A 22,831-nucleotide genomic window follows, 5' to 3' on the forward strand; every position below is an offset into this window, starting at 1 on the left:
TCTTCGTCAGGACGTCCAACTGGCGTCTTGCGTTGCGTGGATCGGCGCTGCCTCAAAACGTAACAAGCGCGGCGCTCGTGGCGGCTGCACCAATCACTGCTTGTCGGGAGACGATAGGCTACTCCTCGTACAAAACGGGGATTTGAAAGTTTTGTGCGATAGCTGCGGCGGTTTCTCTTGGGCCTGTATTCTCCGTTGAAAGGCTCAAACAGTTATCTCTCGGTATCGCAACAAAGTCATTCTGATCAAGATAGCTCTTAAGCCCCTCGGGTGAGGCAATCTTGCCTTTTCGCGCGCGCTCAGACGCAGACACGCGCGTCATTAGGCAGCGGACTCATAAAATTCGATCCACAGTCTGACGGATGCCAGTTTGACCATTGCCATGAAGTTGCGTGACGTTTTCTCGTATCGCGTCGCGATGCGCCGGAAGGATGCCTTGAGGCGGCCGAAGAAGCGCTCGATCTTGTTGCGGTCCTTATATATTTCAGCGACGAAATCCTTGGGAAGTCTGCGGTTCGATTTGGATGGGATCACGTCAATGGCACCTTGTTCCCAGATCATTTCGCGGATCCAGTCAGCATCATAAGCCTTGTCGGCCAGCACGTATTGGCCCGGTTGAAGCGCATCCAGTAGGCGTTTACATGGGGGCGCATCATGGGCCTGACCGGGGGTCAGTTCGAACCGGATTGGCAAGCCGTCCTGATTGGTAAGCGCATGTAATTTGGTGGTTAACCCGCCCCGCGACCGCCCCATGCAACGACGCGGGTCGTTTTTTTCAGCGTCGCCGCGGAATGATGAACGCGAATGCTCGTGCCATCCACCATGACCATGTCGACATTATGCGCGTCCGCCACGGCCTCCATGATCCGGTCCCAATGACCGGCATAGGTCCAGCGGTTGAAGCGGTTATAGATCGTTGTCGGCGGGCCGTAGTCGCTGGGCAGGTCGGCCCAGGGAATGCCGGTGCGCAGGACGTAGAAAATCCCGTTGATCACGCGTCGGTCATCTACGCGCCTAACGCCCCGAGACTTGTTGGGCAGCACCTGTTTGATGAACTCCCACTCCAGATCGCTCATATCTGACCGCGCCATTTCCTGCTCCCTCCTGTTGTTTTGCGGGAAATGAATCACAACCCTATACGGTTGAACAGAAATTAATGGGTGTGCTGCCTAGTGTCTTTACAGAACAGAAAAGATGAATTGGTTCGATAATACCTCCGTATTCTTCAATCGCGAGGTCATATTCTCGCAAAAGCCGTGCATCTGCGGGATGACTATAGGCTGCCGTTGTGATGAGCCTCGGCACATTGGCCATTGCTGCGCTACGGAGAGTTGTAACACGCAAATCATGCACGAGGTCCCAAAAGCCCGGCTGAGCGAAACCAAACACCATCCGAGCCATATCGATGGCGGCGTGATTGTCCACAAGCGGCGATCCGGTGAGCAACGCGAGTTCTCTGGCTACCGTCAATTTGCCCGTTGCCGGAGCACCGTGGATGAGAAACAGTTTCATGGTTGGCAACGGTAAGATCAAAGCTGTCGTTCATCAACGCTGCAGCATCCGGTAGAGTGCGCTCCTTCGACCTATTCGCCACGACTGTCACGAACGCAGCCTATCGACCTCAATGTCCCAGTCTCATTGAAACAAACCAGCGACCGCCGATTTGTTTGGTATTTGTGCCTCAAAAATCAAGCAATCTCACAATCGAACTCTACTAAAAGCGCACCAAGGGTCACCGAAAGAAACAAGCGGTTCAAAACCCGAACAAACCAACTTGCCAATTCAGATCCAAAGGGGCGCGGATCAAGTGACGTCAAACGCGCTGGATACAGCAACTCAGGAACATATGAGCCGCACCAAACAAAGGGCGCGCAGGTTGACAATGAGACGAAACACTTATGCAGCTAATGAACTGCACCAAGATCGATAAATCCGTTCGATGCGTTTTTGACGACAGCCCGCAAAAAGCGCGGCATTTACCATGGACGGGATGCGGCAGTGTAGTGTGGTCTCGTCAATTCTTAACTATTGCCAAAGAAGAGGCCGCCCCGACAGGGCAGCCTCTCCCGCCAGTGTTGATCTCTAATGGGCGAACTTCTTGATCTCGCCAGATTGCAGGCGGGCACTGTAAGAGTTCAGCTCTGCCCGCACCACTTTCATCAGGAAGTAGAGGCAGAAGATATTGACCACGGCCATGGCAAAGATCGCCGCATCCGAGAAGTCGATGACCGGCCCAAGGCTTGCCGCCGCTCCGATGACGATGAAGATGCAGAAAATGATCTTGAACACCAGTTCCGTCGTCTTGCCCTCGCCAAAGAGGTAGGTCCATGCCTTCAGCCCGTAGTAGGACCACGAGATCATCGTCGAGAAGGCAAACAGGACCACCGCGATGACCAGTACATACGGGAACCAGCCGATGGCCGAGCCAAAGGCCGCAGATGTCAGCGCCACACCGGAGTTGCCGTCGACCGTCGCGATCGCACTTCCCGCTTCGTTCAGCATGTAGTTGCCTGTTGCCTGATCAACGATCAGTTGTTGTGAGATGATTATGACCAAGGCCGTCATCGTGCAGATCACCACCGTGTCGATCAACGGCTCAAGCAAGGAAACGAACCCCTCGGTAATCGGTTCTTTGGTTTTCACCGCCGAATGCGCAATCGCTGCTGAACCCACGCCCGCCTCGTTCGAGAAGGCCGCGCGTTTGAAGCCTTGGATCAACGCGCCGACAAGTCCGCCTGCCACGCCAAGCCCGGTGAACGCACCAACAAAGATTTGGCCGATGGCCCAGCCGATCATGTCGTAGTTGACGATCAGAACAATCAGCGCCGCGCCGACATACATGATGCCCATGAACGGCACGACCTTCTCGGTCACCTTGGCGATGGATTTGATCCCACCAACGATCACCGCAAAGACGACAGCAGCAAAGATGACGCCTGTGATCCAACCCGGGTAGTCGCCCGTGATCACGGTAATCTGCACATGCGCCTGGTTGGCCTGGAACATGTTCCCGCCGCCAAGGGCCCCAAGGATACAGAACACCGAAAACAGGACGGCGAGAATCTTGCCACCCGGCAGCCCCAGTTCATCAAACCCTTTGGAGATGTAATACATCGGACCGCCTGAAACGGTGCCATCCGGGTATTCATTGCGATACTTCACACCCAACGTACATTCGGTGAACTTGGACGCCATGCCCAAGAGACCTGCAAGGATCATCCAGAATGTGGCCCCTGGCCCGCCAATCCCAACGGCAACGGCAACACCCGCGATGTTCCCAAGGCCCACTGTTCCTGAAAGCGCCGTTGCAAGCGCCTGAAAGTGGCTGACTTCGCCCGCGTCGTTGGGGTTGGAGTAGTCACCTTTGACCAGCCCGATAGCGTGTCCGAAAAATCGGAACTGTACGGCGGCAAAGTAGATCGTGAACACGGTTGCACCGATGACCAGCCACATCACGATCCATGGAAAGGACGTGCCGGGAATCGGGGCAAAGATGAAATTCACGAAAGGGCCTGTGAAATTGGCGAAGGCCTCGTTCACACGCGCATCCAGCGACGGTGCCGCATCCTGCGCCTGCGCGGGTATGGCGACAGCAACAAGCGCCGATAGCGCAAGGAGTATCGAATAAATCTTTTTCATTTTCTGTAATCCTTATGCGACGACAGTGACAGGAACGCGGGCGGTCATGACGAGATTTGCGGTTGAGCTGCCGAAAATGCGCGATGTCAATCCACCGGCACTGCTGCGGGCCACGATGATCTGGCTTGCGCCTTCCTTGTGAGCAATGTCGTCTATGGTGTCAGCCACATCCCCGTGCCGTACAATTGCCCGCGCCGACAGTCCGGCCTCAGTCAACGACGCCACCGCCGGGTTGACCACCCGCTCCATTGCGACGGAAATTTCTTCCTCTCTCCGCTTGTGCCGTTCTGCATTCTCCTCTGCGGTTTGGAAAGAAAACGGCGACCACTCGATCACGTAGACGACGATCAACTCGCAAGCTGTCGTGTTTGCTGCCAGGTCTTTGGCAAAGGCGAGAGCTTTGTCCCCCGAACTCTGTCCATCAAGGCCGATAACTAACTTCATGAGGCTGTCCCTATTTTGTGAGCTTTTTGATCTGGTTTTCGAGGGTGCACTGCACCTCCGAAGGCCTGCATTGTGTCGCTGCTCAGATTGTACGCTATGGTATCGACGCGTACCGGTCCACTACATTGACGGGAAACGCGGTTTGATCACCAGTCTGAACATCCTTGTTGCCGGAATACGAGGCGGCCGCAAAGGACGAGTTTGTTCCCCCGACCACGTGGTCAAAGCGCGTCGCTGTTACGCAAATACACTTAGTTTCTGCCCCGTACTATCGCGTATCGTCTGCCACATCTTCGAGGAAGTCGCCCATCACATGCCCGCACCTCCGACCAATTGACAGCGTGCAGCCTCAGACCGGTAGGGTCCGAGGCTCGTCATCCGATTCACCAACTGCTAAGTCAAGCTCCGGCAGATCCCGCAACGTCTGCAGATCAAACGTCGCCAGAAACGTATCCGTCGTAACAAAGGTGTGCGGTGCGCCGGGCCGCGGTGACCTCGGACCTGACGCAATCAGGTCTTTATAACGCAACCGCGCCAGCACGTCGCGACTGACCTCCTTGCCGAAGATATCCTTCAAACCTGCCCGGTCGATCGGCTGGTGATAGGCGATTGCACAGAGCACGCCCATCTCCACTTCGTTGAAGGCGAGCGATTGATCACCCAAATCAGCAGCCGCTTTGATCGCATCGGCAAACCGCGTCCTTGTCCTGAACATCCATCCACCGAAGACTTGCAAAAGTTCATAAGGGCGATCTGCCAGTTCCGCCTGAATATCCTCGATCAACATCTCGACCGACACCCCCTGCCCCACCACGCGGGCCAAGTCGTCGCGCGTCACCGGCGCGCTGCTGGCAAACAGCACCGCTTCGATCCGCCCCATCCATTCGCGCCAGCGAAGGTCCGATGGCAACTCAGCAAGCTCTCGATCGAACAGATCCTTGCCTTCTCTGGCACGCCTTCGTCTAGCAGCGACATTCATGGCGCGATCCCATAGAGTTGAAAGGTGGGCCGTCCGGTCAGTTCGCGCGCGACGCCCAGTTCGACCAGTCGGTCGCAGAATCGCCGCGCAGCACGATCGGTCATCGGCAAGGCGGTGCCGCGGATCATAGGCGACAACATGGTCGACGGCGCCACCGTATTTTCGGACAAGAACAACGCAACCGCCGCCTCCGCCCCCTTGGCGCGGAGCTTTGGCGCCACAGCTCGAAGAGCGGCGGATGATTGTGCAAGGGCCCGCGCCAGACCAATCGTGTCTTCAACAGATTTGAGGATGCTCTGCTGAACACCCAAATCGGCCCTCTGCCCGGCCGCAGTCAGGTCCCGCAACATCGCCTTGCTGAGACATTGCGCTGTAACCGGCAGCACGGTTCTCCAGTTGAGAGACCGGGCCAGAACAACATCGGAAAACAGACAGGCAATCCGCTCTGCCCGATCATCCAACTCCAGCACCGCCCGCATCACAACAACGCAACCGGCCAAAGCTCCGTGGGATTGCGCATGTTCTGCTGCGCCCATCAGCCATCCATCAATTTCGGTCTCAAGGTCAGAACCAATAAGGGCCGCTAACCCGGCCCCCCAGTCCCGCCCATTTAGTCGACAGCGGACCACCTCCCGCCAGAAGGCTAGCATATCACCATCTGGACCCCGGGCTTCGCTGGGTGGCGTCAGATGATATGCGTCGCGGATATCGGCCTCCTGCGCCATCCGTCCTTCCAGTTTCGAGGTTGCGGTGGCCGCCTTCAGCGCCAGTCGGTTGGCCAACAGTTTCAGCGGCACCCCATGGCCCGGATCAGAGACCAAAGCGTCGACCACTGTCATCACTGCCCCGGACCGAAAGGCCACGGTTTCGGGGATTTCTGCACGTGTAGAGGCGATCCAGGGCGGGAGCTTGGGTAAGCTGCTTGGGTCGTCCAAGATATGGCCAGGCTGATAGGTCATGCTACAACACTATCTCACCGCGGCGCTTGTCTCTACAATATAGCGTGCAAACCGCCCCAGCTTTTTGCTCCCTATTGCCTCCAACGACGCGGATCCATCGGACGAGCACGTCTCGAAGGGATCCTGACGTGTTCGGGGGCTTCTAGTCCAACAACACACGATGGAAGCGCCGTGTTGAAACCGTGATGACAGCGGGTCCAAGGCTTTCCTACAATCTCCGAGTGTAGTTTGCACTGATATGCTCCCACGTCAGATCGCTACGCATATTCCCGACCGGAACTTCCAGATCTTAATCCATCGAATTGCATTTCAATCATCTGCAGACGCTCATCTTTCCCCCATCGCGTCTTGGACGGTGCGCACAATTGGTGCGAAAAAATAGCTGATGATGCGGCGGGTGTCTGTCGTGACATCGATGGTTGCTGTCATGCCGGGCCGCAAGGCATATTGATCGGAACCGGCAGACAGATACGCATCATCTGGGGTCGCGCGCACGACATAGCCCCATTGCCCATCCTCGCCTTGTGTTGAATCTGCCGCGATGTCGGAAATTTGGCCTTCAACAAAACCAAACCGCTCTGACGGATAAGCATCAAGGCGGATATTCGTGCGCTGGCCCACCTCCATGAAGCCGATGTCCTGATTTGAAAACAAGCCCTCAATCTCGATCTCCACATTCGTGGGCACGATTCGCAGAAGCTCGGCACCGGCGTCAGCCACGCCACCCACGGTAAAGACTTGTAACTGGTCAACAATCCCTGACACAGGAGCCTTAAGTTGTGCGGCCACCACACGCCGCCGGGCGGCACGCTCTTCCTCGCCGAGTGTGGCGAGGCGGGAATCGATTTCCGATTGTCGCCCCAGCGAATTGCTGCGGATTTCTGCAATCCGGGCGCGCCGTTCGCTGTTTAGCGCGGTGCGCTCCGCCACCTTCTGCCCCAGTTCACGCAAATAGACATCACGCTCGCGCTCAAGCTCTGTAAAGGCCTGCTGAACATCCAGAAACGCCGCCCGGCTGCTGGTACCCTGATCCAACAGCAGCTGTGAACGCTCTAACCGTTCGCTTTGAATTTCGAGTGAGGCTTGCACGCGCGCGATGTTTGTACTGGTCACCTCTTCGGATCGGCGGTTCACGTCTTCGCGGGCATCGATTTGTTCAAGAACGGCAAGGAAGTCGCGCAGTTCGGCCTCAAGAAGCTGTTCTTGTTCGGCCACAAACGGGTGCTCGGACAGGTCTTGCGGCAGGTCGAAAAGCGCCTGACCCCGCGCAAGGAAATCAGGGGCACGCACATTCTGCAGCAATGCGCCAACCATCGCATCAACCCTCAGAGCTTCGATCTGAAGCCGTTGCATCTCTGCGGTAAGCTTGCCCAGTTCGGAAATCGCATCGGTCGGATCAAGCTCTATCAAGATCTGCCCCTTTGACACCGGCATCCCGTCGCGCACATGAATGGCTCTGATACTTCCGGCAAATTCAGGCTGGACGACCTGCACCTGCGTGATGGGAACGACACGACCTTCTCCGCGCGCGACCACTTCGACCTTAAAGACGAATGCCATCACAACGATCGCCACAAACACCACAATGCCAAACAAAATTGTCAGGTGCAGGGTCGGCGATGAGATTTTCATGGGTTCAGCCTGAGCGGTCATCCAAGCGCCTCGAAATCGATGATCGAATCCGGACCGTCGAACACGTCAGGATTATGGGTAATGACAAGCAAAGTGGCTTCGGCCTTAAGCTTCAACAACTCTGCGGCCATTCGCTTTTGTGCGGCAGCATCCAGCGCACTGGTGGGTTCATCCAGAATGATGACTTTCGGACGCCGTACAAGTGAACGCGCAATCGCAACACGTTGTCGTTCACCGCCCGACAGGGCAGACCCCCGTTCGCCCACATCCGTTTCCAACCCCATAGGAAGCTGAGAGACAAAGGTGTCAGCGGCAGAAATGCGTAAGGCGCGGTTCAATGTGGCATCATCCGCCTGCGCGTTACCAAGTGTAAGGTTCTCGCGCAGCGTGCCGGAAAACAGATATGGTTCTTGCGGCACATAGGCAATTTGGCTGCGCACGTCATGCGGTTCAAAATGCGCGATGTTTTCGCCACCCAGTAGTATGGCGCCGCGATCAGGGACATCAATCCCAGACGCCAACCGCCCAAAGGTTGATTTCCCAATGCCCGATGGCCCGACAATCAGCGTCAGAGTGTTTGGTCTGGCTCTGAACTGAAAGTTCTGAAAAAGAGGTGCCGATGGCGAATAACCAAAGTCAACATCGCTGAAAACCAGTTCGCCTTCGATGTTGCGCGGAAGTTTCGGCAACGCATTGAATGGCTCCATCGAAGTGTTGACAACATCCCCCAGCCTTTGTCGCGACACACGTACGTTCTGCCAGCTTTCCCACAGGCCAGAGAAGTTTTCGATCGGGCCAGTGACCTTCTGGGCCAGCAGGTGGAAGGCGATCAACTCGCCCAGCGTCAGCTCCCCGGCAAAGACAAGTTGAGCGCCAAAGAAGATGATGCTTATCGTGATCGTTCTGTCGACGACGAAAAGCAGCTTGTCATTCCATATGCCAAGCAGGCCGACGCGGTAGCCCGCATTGAGGTTTGCGTGCAGTGTCAGATCAAGACGTTCCAACATCTTGTCTTCTGCGCTCAGAGCCTTGACCGCAGCAATCCCGGAGATATTTTCGACCATCTGCGTTTGGTGCGCCGCGCCCGCATCGAATTGTGTGCGCAATCGCCGCCGCAGGAAGGGACCAAAGCCTAAGTAAATCAGGATCTGGATCGGCAAAGCCGCCAGAATGATCAATGTCAGATTAACCGAAAGCGTGAACAATACGGCGATGTAGATAAAGACAAAGACCAGATCTAGGAAAACACCCGTCGTCGAGCCGACAAGAAAGCCACGGATCGTATCGGTTTCACTGATCCGGGCGATCGTCTCGCCAACGGACCATTTGCGGAAATGGCTGAACGGCAGTTTGAACAGATGTTCAAAGATGCGCGCGCCCAGTTCGCGGGTGACACGGTTCGCGGTCAACATCCCAAGAAGTTGCGAGAGAACCTGAAACCCGATCTGGAACAGGCTTACAACGGCAAAGATCGTGACCACCACCAACAGCGACGCCTCGCGCTGGAACGGCAGAATGCGATCAATGATAACCTGAAATATGAATGGCTCCACCAACCCCATCACACGCAGGCAGATGGCGAGAAAAATCAGTTCGACGTAAAGCGGTGTGAACTTCCAAAACGTTTTGCCAAACCAGGAAAGGGGGACCTCACCGGCATTTTCATCGCCCCGCATTTTCATTGGCAATCAAGGACGTCTCTTGGTTCGGAAATCACACAGGCGTTTGGAAGCGCGTCAGCATCAGACGACACAGCGACTATGATAAAGTCCTGCGCAGCCGGAAACGCATTGGCAAGTCTTTGGCGAAGGGTTTCGGATGTGACGCGATCAAGTTCAGATGCAAGGTCAAGGGCGACGCTGGGGTCCTGATCATCCAACAAAGCCATAAGGGCAGATGTGGACGCGGCGACAGGGTCAGCGGCCGTTTTTTTGCTCTGCGCGACGAAAGGGCCCTTGAGACTTTCCAGAAAACCTTGCGGCGGCCCGGCCTCGCGAAACGACGCATAGGCTTCCCGCACGACGGTTGCGGCTTGCGCCAGTTTTGCGGTTTCGACCTCGCCCCCAAAGTACAAAAACCGCGTGTCGCGCACGTAGGCATCAAGATGCGCACTGAGGCCATATGTTGCGCGCAATTGCGTGCGCACAGCCTCAAAAAGGACACTTTCCTTGCCCTCCCCCAGAGCAGACACAAGAATGATATCCTCGAACTCGCTGCCTTCCCGCGTGGGGGGCATCGGTGCAACAAAGAACAACGTACTGGTTTGGGAATCCGGCATGTGCAGCAGGATATGACGGGGCGTGAAATCGGTGCTGTGCGTCGTTGCAACCCGCACTCCCGCCTCTGGCAAGCCGACAAAGAGGTCGTCAATTGCGGCCCCGGCTTGGTCGGCATCAATGGCACCTGCGATCACAACCTTTGCATCCTTACGCACGATTGTTTCACGATGCCATTGCGCGACGTCCTCGGGTGTGACGGATGTAATTTGCTCGGGTGGGTCGACAGACAGCGCACGGCGAAGCGGCACATCACCCAAAACCGCCCATCGCACCGCGGCAAACCCTTGATGTGCCGTAGCAGCAGATGCTTCAGCCATATTCGCTGCGAAGCCCTGCTGAATCTCTTCAAACCAACGTTTTTCCAAAAGCGGCGCCCGCAAATGCGCATTTGCGATTTCGACAGCCTTTTTCAGATTTTCCTCTGGGGCGACAAGACTGCCCAGAACACTATCAGACGTAACCGACAGGCGGCCCGTGACCTGCAGATCAGCAAACATCTCTACGACTTCCCGAGCCGGAAACCCCTCGGCACCGCCTGCTAGGATCAGGTCAGCCCCGATGTAAGGAACCGCCTGGTTGGCATCTTCACGCAGCGGCCAGTCCGTGGGCCAGGCGATCTGGATGGCCACAACCTCGGCCTCAGGAATATACAGGCGCACGTAATCGATCCCGCCGGGGCTGGTCTCGGTGTTGGAAGACGGCGCATCGTCACCGCACCCCGTCAACATAAGGGTTGCAATCACTGCCACGGCAAAGTGTTTCACTTGATCTTGTCCTTTCCGATAAAGGCAATGGCCGTTCGGCCGGGGCCAGCCAGGGCTGCGACCAATGCGTCGATGTCTTGCGCCGAGAGTAAGCTGTGCAAGGCGGCAAGTTCGGTTTCCGTCATTGGCACACGCAAGTTGCTGGCACGGTCCAACACGTAACTCGCCATCCAATCGCGGGTCGCCTCCTTGTTTGACCACTCAGGCCAGAACGATCTGAACCGTTCATGGACACGCGCATAGGTTTCTGCAGGGATACCTTGGGCAGAGGCGGTCAAGGCCGCCTCGAAGCACGCACGCAGTTCGTCAAAACCAATGTCTTTGCCCGGTTCAGCGCGAAAGTTGAGTTCGACATGGCGTTCATCGATGGGAAACACAGCGATCTGAAAACTTTTTGCGACAAGGGTGTCGAACCGCAAGGGTCCGACAATTCCGCCGGGAAGGGTGCTCTCCAGAATGTCGCGCAGCAAACGCGTCTGAGCATCCAGAAGGTCGAAGGACACCGGTTTCGGCAGTGTAACAACCTTGCGCCAGATCATACGCGGGGCAGCGTCAGCTGCCGAGAGAGTCACGACACGGAGATCTGGCTGGCTAAGGACAAAAGGCGGCGGCGCGATATCCGTGGGCCCACCCGGCTGATGCGGAAAACCGACCTGTTTCATGATGCGACGAACCTGACGCGGCGAAACGTCTCCGGTGACCAACAGTGATGACCACTCAGGCTGATGGATGGCCCGATGTTGCGCCTTGGCATCGTCAAACCGCAGCGCATTGATCTGTCCGGGGGTACCAATGACCGATGCGGCGATGGCATTGCCTTGGTACAAAAACGCATCCATATCCTCGGCCGCCTGCGCATCGGGACGGTTGGCGAGGCGCAGGTCGTATTCCCGCCGGACAATATCCCGTTCTTGGTTTGCAAATTCGCGTGACAGAGTGATGGGATCAAACACACGCGAAAGGGTGCGAAGCATTGCGGGCAAATCTTCGGGCGCGCCAGACAACCAATACCCGAGGGCTATGTCAGACGTCCATGCATTGGAATGACGTGCGGTGTGACGGCTGGCAGCAAATGCGTTAAGCCAAGTCAGGTGCTCTACATAGTGGTCTAACGCAGGCGATGCATTTTCATCCCCCCCGGACCGGCTGAACAACAGATGTACACTCACGGTTTCGGGCTCAGCACTCCCGACGATACGGGTTCTGCCATAGATTTCATCCCACCCGGAACTGACCAGACCCGAGGCAAGTGTTACAAGAACAATCAGCACGGCTCCGACGGCAGAGACGAGGTAGAAAGACTTGTGCCTGAAAATGCGCGTGCCCCAAATCACTGCTCGGACCTTTGCTGAAACAAATGAATGCTACGGCTTAGAATGATCGGAAACAGTTGGCGCAAAGTACGTCTCGGTTGCATCGAATAGAAATACGACCAACACGCCAGTATCTTGATATGATTGGGATCAAACATCTAAATACGAGTTAATAAAACGGTCAGTATTGTCAAAACCGGAGCGCCCAAAAAAGCGACAGATACCTCGCGTAGAGTTATCGCCTTCTTTTGCACATATTTTCTAATAGCAGTCGATACTGACATTGCGACAACAAGAAAAAAGATTGCCTGAGGGATCGACATTGAATTCGCCTTTTGTAGGTGGCTGTTTTTGCGTTCTGCAAAACGCGTCGCGCAAAAACAGCCGATCAAGTCTTACGGGTCACTACTCGGGAGAAAGAGCGTCATATGTACCTTTCGCAACCATTGCGCCGACAGCTGCGCCCGCATACGGGCTCTTGGTTGCTGCGGTAACGCCCAAGCCGGCAGCCATTCCCGTGACTGCCGATGCGCCGGTTGCAGCATAGTCGCGATTATCGGCCTGCTGTTCTGGGGTGAACCCTACGCTGCCAGCGATACCGCTGTCATAGTTCGACCCGCTGCCGGTTCCACTGTCTCCGCCGCTGTCGCCTCCGCCACCAAAACTGATGTCGGCGTAAAGATCACTGATCGCCTTTGTTAGATTCCTTGACATTCTGCCTTCCTTCCTGTTGCGGGCCGGATCTGATACCGTCCCGTCGTTGTGGTTCGCCGGGTTTTCCTGCCCAGCGGCTCAATCGGGTGGGGGGTCTTGACTAACCGCCCGCCCACTTTCGTCTCTCTGAACAAATCAAGACGAAACTGATTCCGGCGCTCAATAGCGCCAGGAATAACTCACGGACATGTCCGGACTGTCGAGCGCGCGGAGCTGATGGAACCAACCTGCGGGCTGCACCAGCAGATCACCAGGATGCAATGTGACAGAGATGGATTTGGCCTCGCGCGCTTTGGGGTACACGTTGAAATCTGGAACTTCAGGCTTGAACCAGCAAGGCTGGCAGTTGTTGTAAGCTTTCATCGGATAGATCAGATCAACCTGATCCGGCGAATACAGATCAAATCGTTTGCGTCCGATTATCTGCAGTTGAAAGCTGGTAAGAGGGTAACGGTGCAAGCTGGACATGGGCATATGGGTAGGCACCGATCCCAGCCACAGTTGCGGCACGATGAAGTCTTCGCTGTCAAAGAACAGAGGCCTAAAATCCGGTCTCATCACCTCGGGCAGGGCGGCACCTTCGGTATATGGCTTGGCAAACCCGTTGATCATGTCACCATACGGATTGAGGCCAAAATCCTTGATATCCTCAATGACATTGGTCAGCGTCTGGCGCTGTGTCGCAGAGCCCACGCTAATGACCGCATCCCCGTAACAGGAGGCCAGCCTGTCGACCGTCCAGTCGGCGCGGGGCTGTGTAGGCTCCAGACCGGTGATCACAACCGGGCGGCCTTCCTCCATCGCCTCAAGGATTTGTCGCTGGGTTGGCTGATGAAGCGTGTCAAGTTTTGTCAGATGGCGATGTCCCTTGGCGGCGCTCAATCGCTCTGACTTGCGGAACCTGGCCATAGTTCCCCTACTTGGGCGCAGACACGATTTGGCAAGGTGGTTTGCATGCGCCAGATGGCCGGTAAATGTGATTGTCCCAATGATATGGGGATCGCGCCAATCGAGCGTTTCGAACTCGTTGATAATGCGATGCATCGTGGCTATCGGGATCGTCACCTGCGTGTCAACTTTGCCTTCCGTATCGCCAGACACGATCAGACGATCATCATCATAGCGCAAGACAAAGCTATGCTGAGGGTGTTCGGGAATGGTGAACAAGACTTTTGCCCGGATGTTTTCCGGGTTTTCAAAGCCATCCCCGAGCAAGGCGGCAAAGCCCTCGATGGCAGCAATATCTGATGCGTAACCTGACGAAAGCTGGGCAACGTTCATACCACTACCCTTTCGCGCGCTCTGCGCAATTCTATCCCGGTCCATTTGTTGATCCGGCGCACCGAACGGTCCTGATTCCGACGCAGGCTGGTCGCCACCTTGTCCGGAAATACGACGTACGTCATGTCGTGCAGCACCTCACGCATGTTTTGATAAGGCGTGATCCAATCGTTAAAGAACAACCTGTCGCCGCAATTCCACTCAGGCTGTGCCAGCGCACGGCCCGTCTGGTGAATCTCGGCTTCGACCTGTGGTGACAACCAGGCCCAGGTTACCATGCCAACCGGAATACTATCACCATTCAGATAGAACCGCGATTGGCTGCTATGAAGCGCTGGCAAAACCTCGACCCGAAGATATCTGCCAAGCTGAAACTGACGGTGATATTCGGACCGAGCCAACAGTTCGAGCGCATAACCAACGCCAGCATAGTAATCGACAGTCACCATGCCACTTGTTCCTGTCGTGCGCTCCGGGGATGACAGGCCGAAACAGGGCCACGGTCCGCCAAATGCCGTTCCAATGATTTTTGAAGGCTAAGATAGCCACCAAAAGGTGCGGCCTGCCGGGTGATTTCGAGCTGTCCCGAGGGCGTCTTGATCCACGTTGCATAGCCCGCTGGCCTGCGGGCCTCATCTAAAACAAGGAAGGCCGTGCGGTCGTGAAGGTGGCCTAAAAGCCTTGCGTAGTAGTCTTCTATGTTCCGTTCGCATTCGCCGTGCCAATGGTCGATGTCCAGCAATGCCATGGCACCCAGGCTGCGATACGCCTCGACTGCCGGGTGTGCCGCGTCGGATGGCGGCATCGGTGGCAGATGGTTTGGAATGTCGCCCGCCCTGTTTGCCATTACATCCAAAGGCAGATGTTTCATTGCGTCAGCACCACTGGAAAACAGCCTGTCTATCCAATCGCCAGACCCTCGTTGAAACAATTGAGTGCTGGCGATCCGCGCAAAGGGATAATTCAGATCGTAGTGATACGCAGTCAGCATATCGCCCAATGCAAATGACAAATCATCCATGTTTTTGCCAAGGTATTGCGCTGTCTGTTGCTTCCAGATCCCGGTAAGGCTTTGAAATAAAACTGGATCACACTGCCGCATATGATTGATCAACAGCAGCTCACCGATAAATGCACAGGTCTCGCGTGCCACGGGCGGCATCAACTCACGATCCGACAACAGTACTTGCAAACCATGCGCCGCCTCATGTGCAAGACACATCACATCACGTGGGCCACCCGCCCATGTCATTGCGACGACCGGCTGGCCGCCGACCCCAGTGGCAACCGTGTGCGGGCGGTGTTCACCTGCGTCAAGGGTCTGAGGCTTAAGCTGGTTCAGCGCCTGCCGCGCCGAGTTTGTATCAGCGAAACCAGACGCCAGTGCAGGGCAAACAATCGTTTGGAAAACCAGCTGTTGGTCTTCGAGTGCGGTGCGTATCTGATCGCCCTCCCCCAGCACATTCTTTTCAAATAGGGATTGGGCGAATGCTTTAGAATGAAAAGCCGCAACGATGTCCTGACCGGTAAGCTGCTCCAGATCGTGCAGATCTAACCAGTGAGAAATGTTGTGCACAAAACCCCTCCCGACCAAGACCACCGCAAGTCACGCATAGCTGCTGAGCCGCGAAACGCTACACGTTTCAAGCGAGGAAGGTTTTCCAGCCATTTGCCGCTCGTTCAAAGGCGCGTTCAGCAAGGAATTGCCATTTGCCTTTGGCAGTTTAATGGCTTTGTTGCACAAATCGGCGTATGTGATTCACTGTTTGAATCCAGTCTGATAGCTGGAAGGTATGAGCAGTTGGGCCCCTACAAAGTACAGGACCACGAACTGGTCGGCTTACAATGAAGCGTTGAAGCGACGTGGATCGCTGTCGATTTGGTTTGATCCGCAGATGACGTGGTGGCCACCACCGACCGGCAGACGTGGCCGCCAACCGAGGTTCAGTGACACCGCGATCCAGACCTGTCTTACCCTGAAAGTGTTGTTTGGCCTGCCTTTGCGGCAAACGACAGGCTTCGTCGAAAGCTTGTTGCGGTTGGTCGGACTAGACTGGCCGGTACCCGACTTCAGCACCTTGTATCGCCGCCAAAAGACGCTGAACGAGAGCCTGCCGTATCGTGGCGGAACTGGCCCTCTGAATCTTCTGATCGACAGCACGGGTATCAAGTCAGAGGGCGAAGGCGAGTGGAATGCCCGCAAGCATGGCGGTCCTAAACGGCGCATATGGCGCAAGATACATATCGGGATCGACAACGAAACGCTGGAAGTGCGGGCGGTCGAAGTGACGCCTAGCAACGTGGGGATGCGCCTATGCTCCCGGAGCTTCTGGACCAGATCGCACTGGATCAGGACATCGGGTCGGTCACTGCCGATGGAGCCTACGACACGCGCAAATGCCATGATGCGATTGCCGCGCGTGGCGCCCATGCCGTCATCCCGCCCCGGAAGAATGCCAAGCCCTGGCAGCCAAAGAGAGCAGGGGCTATCGCCAGAAACGAAGCGGTGAATGCATCGCGATACCTGGGCCGTTCCCTGTGGCGGCGATGGAGCGGATATCACCGCCGAAGCCGTGTCGAGAGCAAGATGAACTGCATCAAACTGCTCGGGCAATCCGTAATGGCTCGAGACTTTGACCGGCAGGTTGCGGAAATCCAAGTCCGCATCGCCGTGCTCAACCGCTACACCGCTCTCGGCAGACCTGTCACACAGGCCATAGGGCAAATCCGGCCGGAGAAAGGGGACGTCTGCCAATCAATCGATTTGTGCAACAAAGCCGGGCTCATCCGTAGTTCCAAAAAATTTGAAGAAAAAAACGTGAACATTCCTGATCTACGTTAAGCGCGGACTTACCCTGTTTTCCTAAAGCTAAGCTGGCCCGCGGCTCCAACAGTGGGTACGGAAAAGGGATCCAACATGCAGTTCCGCACGCCAGACAAGCTGAAACTTTTGCATGGGCAAGCGACGGCGATCCTGACCGGGCCCCAGATGCTGGCATTCCTACCCGCAATGATGCTAGCCGCTTACTGGATCTGGGGTGAAATAGCGCTGATTGTGGTTGCTATTGGATTGCCAATCGCATGGTTCGTTCTCGGCGGGGTAGAGGATTTACTGCGCAGGCGTGTCGCCCGGGCGCTGCAACCGGGTCTCGTATCACAGGATATCTTTACCGACAAAGTCGACACGATGCGTGCGGATGCTCCCAGAACCGACCGGAACAGTGCCATATTTTCGATTGAGCTGGATGACCATGCCGCGCTCAGCGAACGGTTCGAGCCTGCCGCAACTGATCGTATCCTGAAAGCGGTGGCAGACCGTTTGGTCACCACCATGAGAGACACTGACACCGTCTGCCGTTCCGGCGATTTCCGGTTCTCTTTATGCTTGGGTGCCGTACAGCATCTAGATTTGGAAAGCTGCATCCAGATGTGCAGCCGCTACCAGCAGGCGATTGAAGAACCGATCGCCATCGACGGGGCGACGATCTACGTATCCGTCAGCATCGGATTCTGCCTGCTGAACCGCGCGCCGGGCGCTACTGGCCACGAGTGGAGCAATGGGGCAATGGCGGCGCTGACCGAAGCACAGCGCCGCGGTCCATCTTCCGTGCGCGCCTACTCAACCGAATTGCATTCACGCCTGAAAAGCCGGGCGCATCTGCGCGACGAAGTGGCCGCGGCCCTGGAACAGGGGCACATCCAGCCATGGTTTCAGCCACAAATCTCCACGGATACCGGAAAGGTCGCCGGGTTCGAAGCGCTGGCCCGTTGGATACACCCAGACAAGGGAGCAATTTCTCCGGCTGAATTCCTACCCGCAATCGAAGACGCAGGGTTATTGGAACGTTTAGCTGAAATCATGATTTATCACAGCTTCACGGCGCTTAAGGCATGGGACTCTGCAGGTCTGAATGTCCCTCACGTTGGGGTTAACTTCAGCGGCTCGGAACTCAACAATCCAAAGCTGGTGGACAAAGTGCGTTGGGAACTCGACCGCTTCGACCTGACACCGGGCCGGCTTACGGTCGAGATTCTCGAAACCGTGGTCACAGACAATACGGACGACACGATAACGCGCAACATCAACGCATTAACGAAACTCGGGTGCCGGGTCGATCTGGACGACTTTGGTACAGGTCACGCGTCCATTTCATCCATTCGCCGTTTTGGCGTGGGACGGATCAAGATTGACCGTTCATTCGTCATGAAGGCAGATCGTGATCCGGAGCAGCAACGCATGATAAGTGCCGTTCTGACCATGGCAGAGCGTTTAGGTATCGAAACGCTGGCCGAGGGTGTCGAAACGGTCGGAGAACACGCACTTCTGGCGCAGCTTGGTTGCGATTACGTACAAGGTTTCGGCATCGCACGACCGATGCCATTTGAAAAAACACTGGATTGGGTACGGGCGCATGAAAGCAAGGTACAGGATGCTCCTTCGCTGCCCGTACGCCGGACCAACTGACAAGCGAAAACTATTTCTGGATCGCAGCGGTCGGGGGGCACTGCGCTTCGACCAACCGTCCAACCTTTGCCACGCTTGCTGCTCAGGGCTGCGTTCAACGCCCGAATCCGCTTGACCTTTGGCCCTGCACTCTGTTGAACCCGTGCAACGTTTCAGACAGCAGGTGGCAGTCCCCGATGGACGATCAGAACAAGAACCTCATTCTTGCAACGGCGCTCAGTTTCATTGTCATCCTCGTATGGTTTGTCCTGTTCCCGCCGCCCGAACCCGACGTACCGTCGGATGCAGGCGCGCCAGCGACAGAACAGGCGCAGGATACAAGTGCCGTACCTACAACGCCGATTGAGGGCGGGGCCGCTCAGCCTGCGGAGGAAGCTGCGAACGAAACCGCAGATGCTCCGCGCATCGAGATCGAAACACCACGTGTGTCAGGCTCGATCTCTCTGTTGGGTGGGCGTATCGATGACCTTCGCCTGAAAGGCTATCGAACAAGCCTTGAATCCAGTGCGGACATCGTCACGATGCTGTCACCCGTCGGTACAGCAGATGCCTATTACGCAGTGTATGGCTGGGCACCGGGGAGCGGGCTTGATGCCGCTGCGGTCCCTGGTCCGAACACAACGTGGGCCCAGACCGATGGTGACACCCTCGCGGTAGGTGAACCGGTCACTTTGACATGGAACAACGGGGCTGGCCTGGTTTTTGAACGGATCATCAGCATCGATGACCAATACATGTTCGACATCACCCAATCGGTAACCAATACCAGCGGGGCAGCGGTGCGCGCCGCGCCGTACGGGATGTTGACGCGGCACGGCGTACCGTCCGAACTGAAGAACTTCTTCATTCTGCACGAGGGTGCAGTGGCCATGGCTGACGGCGAGTTGGCAGAAACCGATTGGGACGAAATTCCCGACGCCGAAATCGACCCTGCATGGGGCCGCCCGGCCATCGTGACCGAAGGTGTCACAAACGGATGGGTCGGCTTTACCGATCACTACTGGCAGTCCATCTTGATCCCAACGGGCGTACAAAGCTTTGATCAAGCGTTGACTTATGCCCCGCGCAGCGATGTCTACCGTGCCGTCACCCGGCTGCCCACACAGGACGTGGCCGATGGCGCGACGATCTCGGTACAAACGCAGCTTTTTGCAGGTGCGAAGGAATGGGAAACCATCCGTGAGTACCAATCGGGCGGCGTTGAGGGTTTCATCGACAGCATCGACTGGGGTTGGTTCTTTTTCCTGACGAAACCCATTTTCTGGTTGCTGCACGAGTTGAACAAGCTGATCGGCAACATGGGCTGGGCAATCATGGGCCTGACCCTGATCATCAAGGCCGTTTTGGTCCCTCTTGCATACAAGTCATATGTCTCGATGGCGAAGATGAAAGAGCTGCAGCCGCAGATGGAGAAACTGAAAGAGCAGGCGGGCGACGACAAGCAAAAGCTTCAGCAAGGGATGATGGAGCTGTACAAGAAGGAAAAGGTGAACCCCGCCGCCGGGTGCTTGCCGATCCTGCTACAAATCCCCATCTTCTTCTCGCTCTACAAGGTGATCTTTGTCACGATCGAATTGCGTCACGCACCATTCTTTGGCCCGTTCCAGGATCTGAGTGCACCAGACCCGACATCGATCATCAACATCTTCGGCCTGTTGCCCAACGCAGCCCCCGATCCAAACAGCCTGATGGCGCTGATCTTTATTGGTATCCTGCCGATCTTGCTGGGTATCTCGATGTGGCTGCAACAAAAGCTGAATCCGGCGCCCACCGACCCGACACAACAGATGATCTTTGCCTGGATGCCATGGGTCTTCATGTTTATGTTGGGCAGTTTTGCAAGCGGCCTGGTCGTGTACTGGATTGCCAACAACGTGATCACCTTTACGCAGCAATACCTGATCATGCGCAGCCAGGGCTATAAGCCGGACCTGCTGGGCAACATCACTGGCAGCTTCAAAAAGAAGGCGGCTGAGGAACCCAAGAAGTGACGGGGACCCTTGCCCATATCTGGCGCCATCCGATCAAAGGGATCGGATGTGAAGCCTGCGCGCAAGTGGATTTGACCCCCGAAGGGGCCGTTGTCGGTGATCGGGCGTGGGCGCTTCTGAATGCCGAGGCCGAGGACACGGACAATTGGCAGCCGCGGCGCAACTTCTTGCAAGTTGCATCCGGTCCTGCATTGGCTGCCGTGGGCGCCGTCGGCACCAAGACAGGTGTACTTTTGACCCACCCTACCCGAGATCCGCTGGACTTTGATCCGTCCACTAATCCCTCTGCAGTCGGTGCATGGATCGGGGATTTGTGGCCCGGCGACCGCCCCGGACCCGCCCGCTTGGTCGAAGCTCCGGCGCAAGGGATGACAGATGTTCCATTTGCATCCGTGTCGATTGGAAACCTTGCCTCGTTGCGCGCACTCAGCCAGAAGGCTGGTATGCAGGTCGACATGCGACGCTTCCGGATCAACCTGTGGCTTGATGGTCTGGCGCCGTGGGAAGAGATTGATCTGCTCGCAAGCGACATCACCCTTGGCAGTGCCACGCTTTCACCCGTAGAGCCAATTGAACGTTGCCGCGCACCTGATGCCAATCCGCAGACCGGCACGCGCGATATCAGCATGCTGCGCGTGCTTGAAGATGGCTGGGACACCCGAAACTTTGGTATCTACTTCAAGGTAAAGTCAGGTGGAACCGTAGCCACCGGTGACAGCCTGTCATGACTGCACTGCATTTCCCCATCGCCGAAGAACCCGATCCGCAGACAGCTGAGCGCGGGCGGCTTCTGTTTGCCGGTGAAACCGAGTTTGTGAAGGGGGTCGTGGCCATGTCCGGCCTACCCCCGGCGGACCGGATGGAGGTGTGCTTTGCCGGCCGGTCAAATGTCGGAAAATCCTCGCTGATCAACGCATTGACGGGTCGTAAGGGGCTGGCTCGTGCCTCGAACACGCCGGGACGCACGCAAGAGATTAACTATTTCACGGCCGGGGATGATCATTATCTGGTCGACCTGCCCGGCTATGGCTATGCCAATGCGCCACTGCCCGTTGTGGAGAAATGGCAGCGCTTGCTGAAGCAGTACCTGTCGGGCCGTCAGACCCTACGGCGTGCCTTTGTCCTTATCGACGCACGCCACGGGATCAAGAAGGTCGACGAAGAGATTCTGAAACTGCTCGACACATCTGCGGTCACGTTTCAATGCGTGTTGACCAAGACGGATAAGGTCAAAGCCAAGGACCGCGATGCCGTTCTGGCACAGGTACGATCCGCACTATCCAAACACCCAGCCGCGTTTCCCGAGATTGTGCTGACGAGCAGCGAAAAGGGTGACGGTATCGCAACCCTGCGCGCCATCATCGCAACGCTCGTCTGACGCGAAAGATTTTCGTACAAAAAATCTTGGCCCCGCTACAAGGCTGGGGCAAGACAGTGAACAGCGCAATCATTACAGACCCAAGATGAAGACCCAAGATATGAACCGCGACTGGATCGCCACTGCCCGTACCCTCAGCCAAGCGTTGCCTTACATGCAGCGCTACACTGGCGCTACCGTTGTCATCAAGCTGGGCGGCCACGCCATGGGCTCGGACGAGGCGATGGAGAGCTTTGCCAATGACGTTGTTCTCATGCGCCAAGTGGGGGTGAACCCGGTGATCGTTCATGGCGGCGGCCCGATGATCAACGACATGCTGAACCGTCTCGAGATCAAATCCGACTTCGTGAACGGGAAACGCGTGACCGATGCCGCGACAATGGAAGTGGTCGAGATGGTCCTGTCCGGCGTTGTGAACAAGCGCATCGTGCAGGCCATCAACCGCGCGGGTGGAAAAGCTGTCGGGCTATCAGGCAAGGACGCGAACCTGATCACATGTGACCAGACCGATCCGGCTCTTGGCCTTGTCGGAACGCCCGCACGGATGGATTCGACCATTCTATCCACCCTGTTTGATCGTGCCATGATCCCAGTGATAGCCCCCCTTGGTGCGGGCCAGAACGGAGAGACGTTCAACATCAATGGCGACACCGCGGCAGGGGCCATCGCCAGCGCGCTGAAGGCTGACCGGCTGTTGCTGCTCACCGATGTCTCTGGCGTCAAGAATGCAACTGGCGAGGTCGTGACGGAATTGACGGCCGACCAGATCCGCGCCCTGACGGCTGACGGCACCATTGCAGGCGGGATGATCCCCAAGACAGAAACCGCGCTTGATGCGATTGCCAATGGTGTGCGGGCCGTTGTCATATTGGATGGACGCGCGCCAAATGCGTGTCTGCTTGAGCTTTTCACGGATCACGGCGCAGGTTCGATCATCCGTCCGCGCTGACGCAAACGTGTCTGTGCGCCGCATTGCACCACGATCACAGCGCA

General features: G+C 56.5%; 18 protein-coding genes and 2 pseudogenes. 6 read left to right on the forward strand and 14 right to left on the reverse strand.

The genetic code is table 11. The features are described from left to right. Nucleotides 1–405: 405 nt before the first annotated feature. The 14 genes and pseudogenes from Q1A75_RS07225 to Q1A75_RS07290 form a co-directional block, all read right to left on the reverse strand. Nucleotides 406–1,091, reverse strand: a pseudogene (locus tag Q1A75_RS07225) (IS5 family transposase); the annotation flags it as partial. Between the two features lie 43 nt (nucleotides 1,092–1,134). After that, nucleotides 1,135–1,512 carry a hypothetical protein gene (locus Q1A75_RS07230; protein WP_299548672.1) on the reverse strand — a complete coding sequence of 126 codons (378 nt, stop codon included), beginning with the start codon at nucleotides 1,510–1,512 and terminating at the stop codon, nucleotides 1,135–1,137. 570 nt (nucleotides 1,513–2,082) lie between these two features. Beyond that, nucleotides 2,083–3,639 carry an alanine/glycine:cation symporter family protein gene (locus Q1A75_RS07235; protein ID WP_299548669.1) on the reverse strand — a complete coding sequence of 519 codons (1,557 nt, stop codon included), beginning with the start codon at nucleotides 3,637–3,639 and terminating at the stop codon, nucleotides 2,083–2,085. A 12-nt stretch (nucleotides 3,640–3,651) separates the two neighbouring features. Next, the gene (locus Q1A75_RS07240; RefSeq protein WP_299548666.1) at nucleotides 3,652–4,083 is read right to left on the reverse strand and encodes a universal stress protein; all 432 of its coding nucleotides are present in this window, start codon (nucleotides 4,081–4,083) and stop codon (nucleotides 3,652–3,654) included. Between the two features lie 349 nt (nucleotides 4,084–4,432). Further along, a complete protein-coding gene (locus Q1A75_RS07245) occupies nucleotides 4,433–5,062 on the reverse strand; it encodes an SMC-Scp complex subunit ScpB (RefSeq protein WP_299548663.1) in 630 nt (209 codons plus the stop codon). Continuing rightward, nucleotides 5,059–6,021 (reverse strand): DUF1403 family protein, encoded by a 963-nt coding sequence (locus Q1A75_RS07250; RefSeq protein ID WP_299548660.1) that lies wholly within the window; start codon nucleotides 6,019–6,021, stop codon nucleotides 5,059–5,061. The genes Q1A75_RS07245 and Q1A75_RS07250 overlap by 4 nt, the downstream gene beginning before the upstream one ends. 327 nt (nucleotides 6,022–6,348) lie before the next feature. Further along, nucleotides 6,349–7,653, reverse strand: a complete 1,305-nt coding sequence (locus Q1A75_RS07255) for an HlyD family type I secretion periplasmic adaptor subunit (RefSeq protein WP_299548657.1) — start codon at nucleotides 7,651–7,653, stop codon at nucleotides 6,349–6,351. A 17-nt stretch (nucleotides 7,654–7,670) separates the two neighbouring features. Then, complete coding sequence (locus Q1A75_RS07260; protein WP_299548654.1) at nucleotides 7,671–9,329, reverse strand: peptidase domain-containing ABC transporter; 1,659 nt, start codon at nucleotides 9,327–9,329, stop codon at nucleotides 7,671–7,673. A 2-nt stretch (nucleotides 9,330–9,331) separates the two neighbouring features. Then, nucleotides 9,332–10,696, reverse strand: coding sequence for an insulinase family protein (locus Q1A75_RS07265; RefSeq protein ID WP_299548651.1), 1,365 nt, complete (start codon nucleotides 10,694–10,696; stop codon nucleotides 9,332–9,334). Continuing rightward, nucleotides 10,693–12,030: a hypothetical protein gene (locus Q1A75_RS07270; protein WP_299548648.1), complete on the reverse strand. Its 1,338-nt coding sequence runs from the start codon at nucleotides 12,028–12,030 to the stop codon at nucleotides 10,693–10,695. Before Q1A75_RS07270 ends, Q1A75_RS07265 begins: the two co-directional genes overlap by 4 nt. A 384-nt stretch (nucleotides 12,031–12,414) precedes the next feature. Then, complete coding sequence (locus Q1A75_RS07275; protein ID WP_299548645.1) at nucleotides 12,415–12,723, reverse strand: hypothetical protein; 309 nt, start codon at nucleotides 12,721–12,723, stop codon at nucleotides 12,415–12,417. Nucleotides 12,724–12,882: 159 nt separating this feature from the next. Next, nucleotides 12,883–14,004, reverse strand: a complete 1,122-nt coding sequence (locus tag Q1A75_RS07280; RefSeq protein WP_299548642.1) for a cupin-like domain-containing protein — start codon at nucleotides 14,002–14,004, stop codon at nucleotides 12,883–12,885. Continuing rightward, entirely contained in the window at nucleotides 14,001–14,453 is a 453-nt protein-coding gene (locus Q1A75_RS07285) for a toxin-activating lysine-acyltransferase (RefSeq protein ID WP_299548639.1), read from the reverse strand. Before Q1A75_RS07285 ends, Q1A75_RS07280 begins: the two co-directional genes overlap by 4 nt. Then, nucleotides 14,447–15,580 carry a hypothetical protein gene (locus Q1A75_RS07290; protein ID WP_299548636.1) on the reverse strand — a complete coding sequence of 378 codons (1,134 nt, stop codon included), beginning with the start codon at nucleotides 15,578–15,580 and terminating at the stop codon, nucleotides 14,447–14,449. Before Q1A75_RS07290 ends, Q1A75_RS07285 begins: the two co-directional genes overlap by 7 nt. Nucleotides 15,581–15,797: 217 nt before the next feature. Here Q1A75_RS07290 and Q1A75_RS07295 point away from each other — a divergent pair. The 6 genes and pseudogenes from Q1A75_RS07295 to argB all read left to right on the forward strand — a co-directional run bounded on the left by Q1A75_RS07295 (nucleotide 15,798) and on the right by argB (nucleotide 22,787). Then, a pseudogene (locus tag Q1A75_RS07295) lies at nucleotides 15,798–16,846 on the forward strand (IS5 family transposase). 75 nt (nucleotides 16,847–16,921) lie between these two features. Continuing rightward, nucleotides 16,922–18,469: a bifunctional diguanylate cyclase/phosphodiesterase gene (locus Q1A75_RS07300; RefSeq protein WP_299548633.1), complete on the forward strand. Its 1,548-nt coding sequence runs from the start codon at nucleotides 16,922–16,924 to the stop codon at nucleotides 18,467–18,469. Between the two features lie 176 nt (nucleotides 18,470–18,645). Next, nucleotides 18,646–20,460 carry a membrane protein insertase YidC gene (yidC, locus tag Q1A75_RS07305; RefSeq protein WP_299548630.1) on the forward strand — a complete coding sequence of 605 codons (1,815 nt, stop codon included), beginning with the start codon at nucleotides 18,646–18,648 and terminating at the stop codon, nucleotides 20,458–20,460. Further along, nucleotides 20,457–21,188 carry an MOSC N-terminal beta barrel domain-containing protein gene (locus Q1A75_RS07310; protein WP_299548627.1) on the forward strand — a complete coding sequence of 244 codons (732 nt, stop codon included), beginning with the start codon at nucleotides 20,457–20,459 and terminating at the stop codon, nucleotides 21,186–21,188. The genes yidC and Q1A75_RS07310 overlap by 4 nt, the downstream gene beginning before the upstream one ends. Then, entirely contained in the window at nucleotides 21,185–21,838 is a 654-nt protein-coding gene (gene yihA, locus Q1A75_RS07315) for a ribosome biogenesis GTP-binding protein YihA/YsxC (protein ID WP_299548623.1), read from the forward strand. The genes Q1A75_RS07310 and yihA overlap by 4 nt, the downstream gene beginning before the upstream one ends. Nucleotides 21,839–21,923: 85 nt before the next feature. Further along, a complete protein-coding gene (gene argB / locus Q1A75_RS07320; protein ID WP_299548620.1) occupies nucleotides 21,924–22,787 on the forward strand; it encodes an acetylglutamate kinase in 864 nt (287 codons plus the stop codon). The last annotated feature ends 44 nt before the right edge of the window (nucleotides 22,788–22,831 follow it).

The organism is uncultured Tateyamaria sp. (genome assembly GCF_947504105.1).
In the GTDB taxonomy this organism is placed as follows: Bacteria; Pseudomonadota; Alphaproteobacteria; order Rhodobacterales; family Rhodobacteraceae; genus Tateyamaria.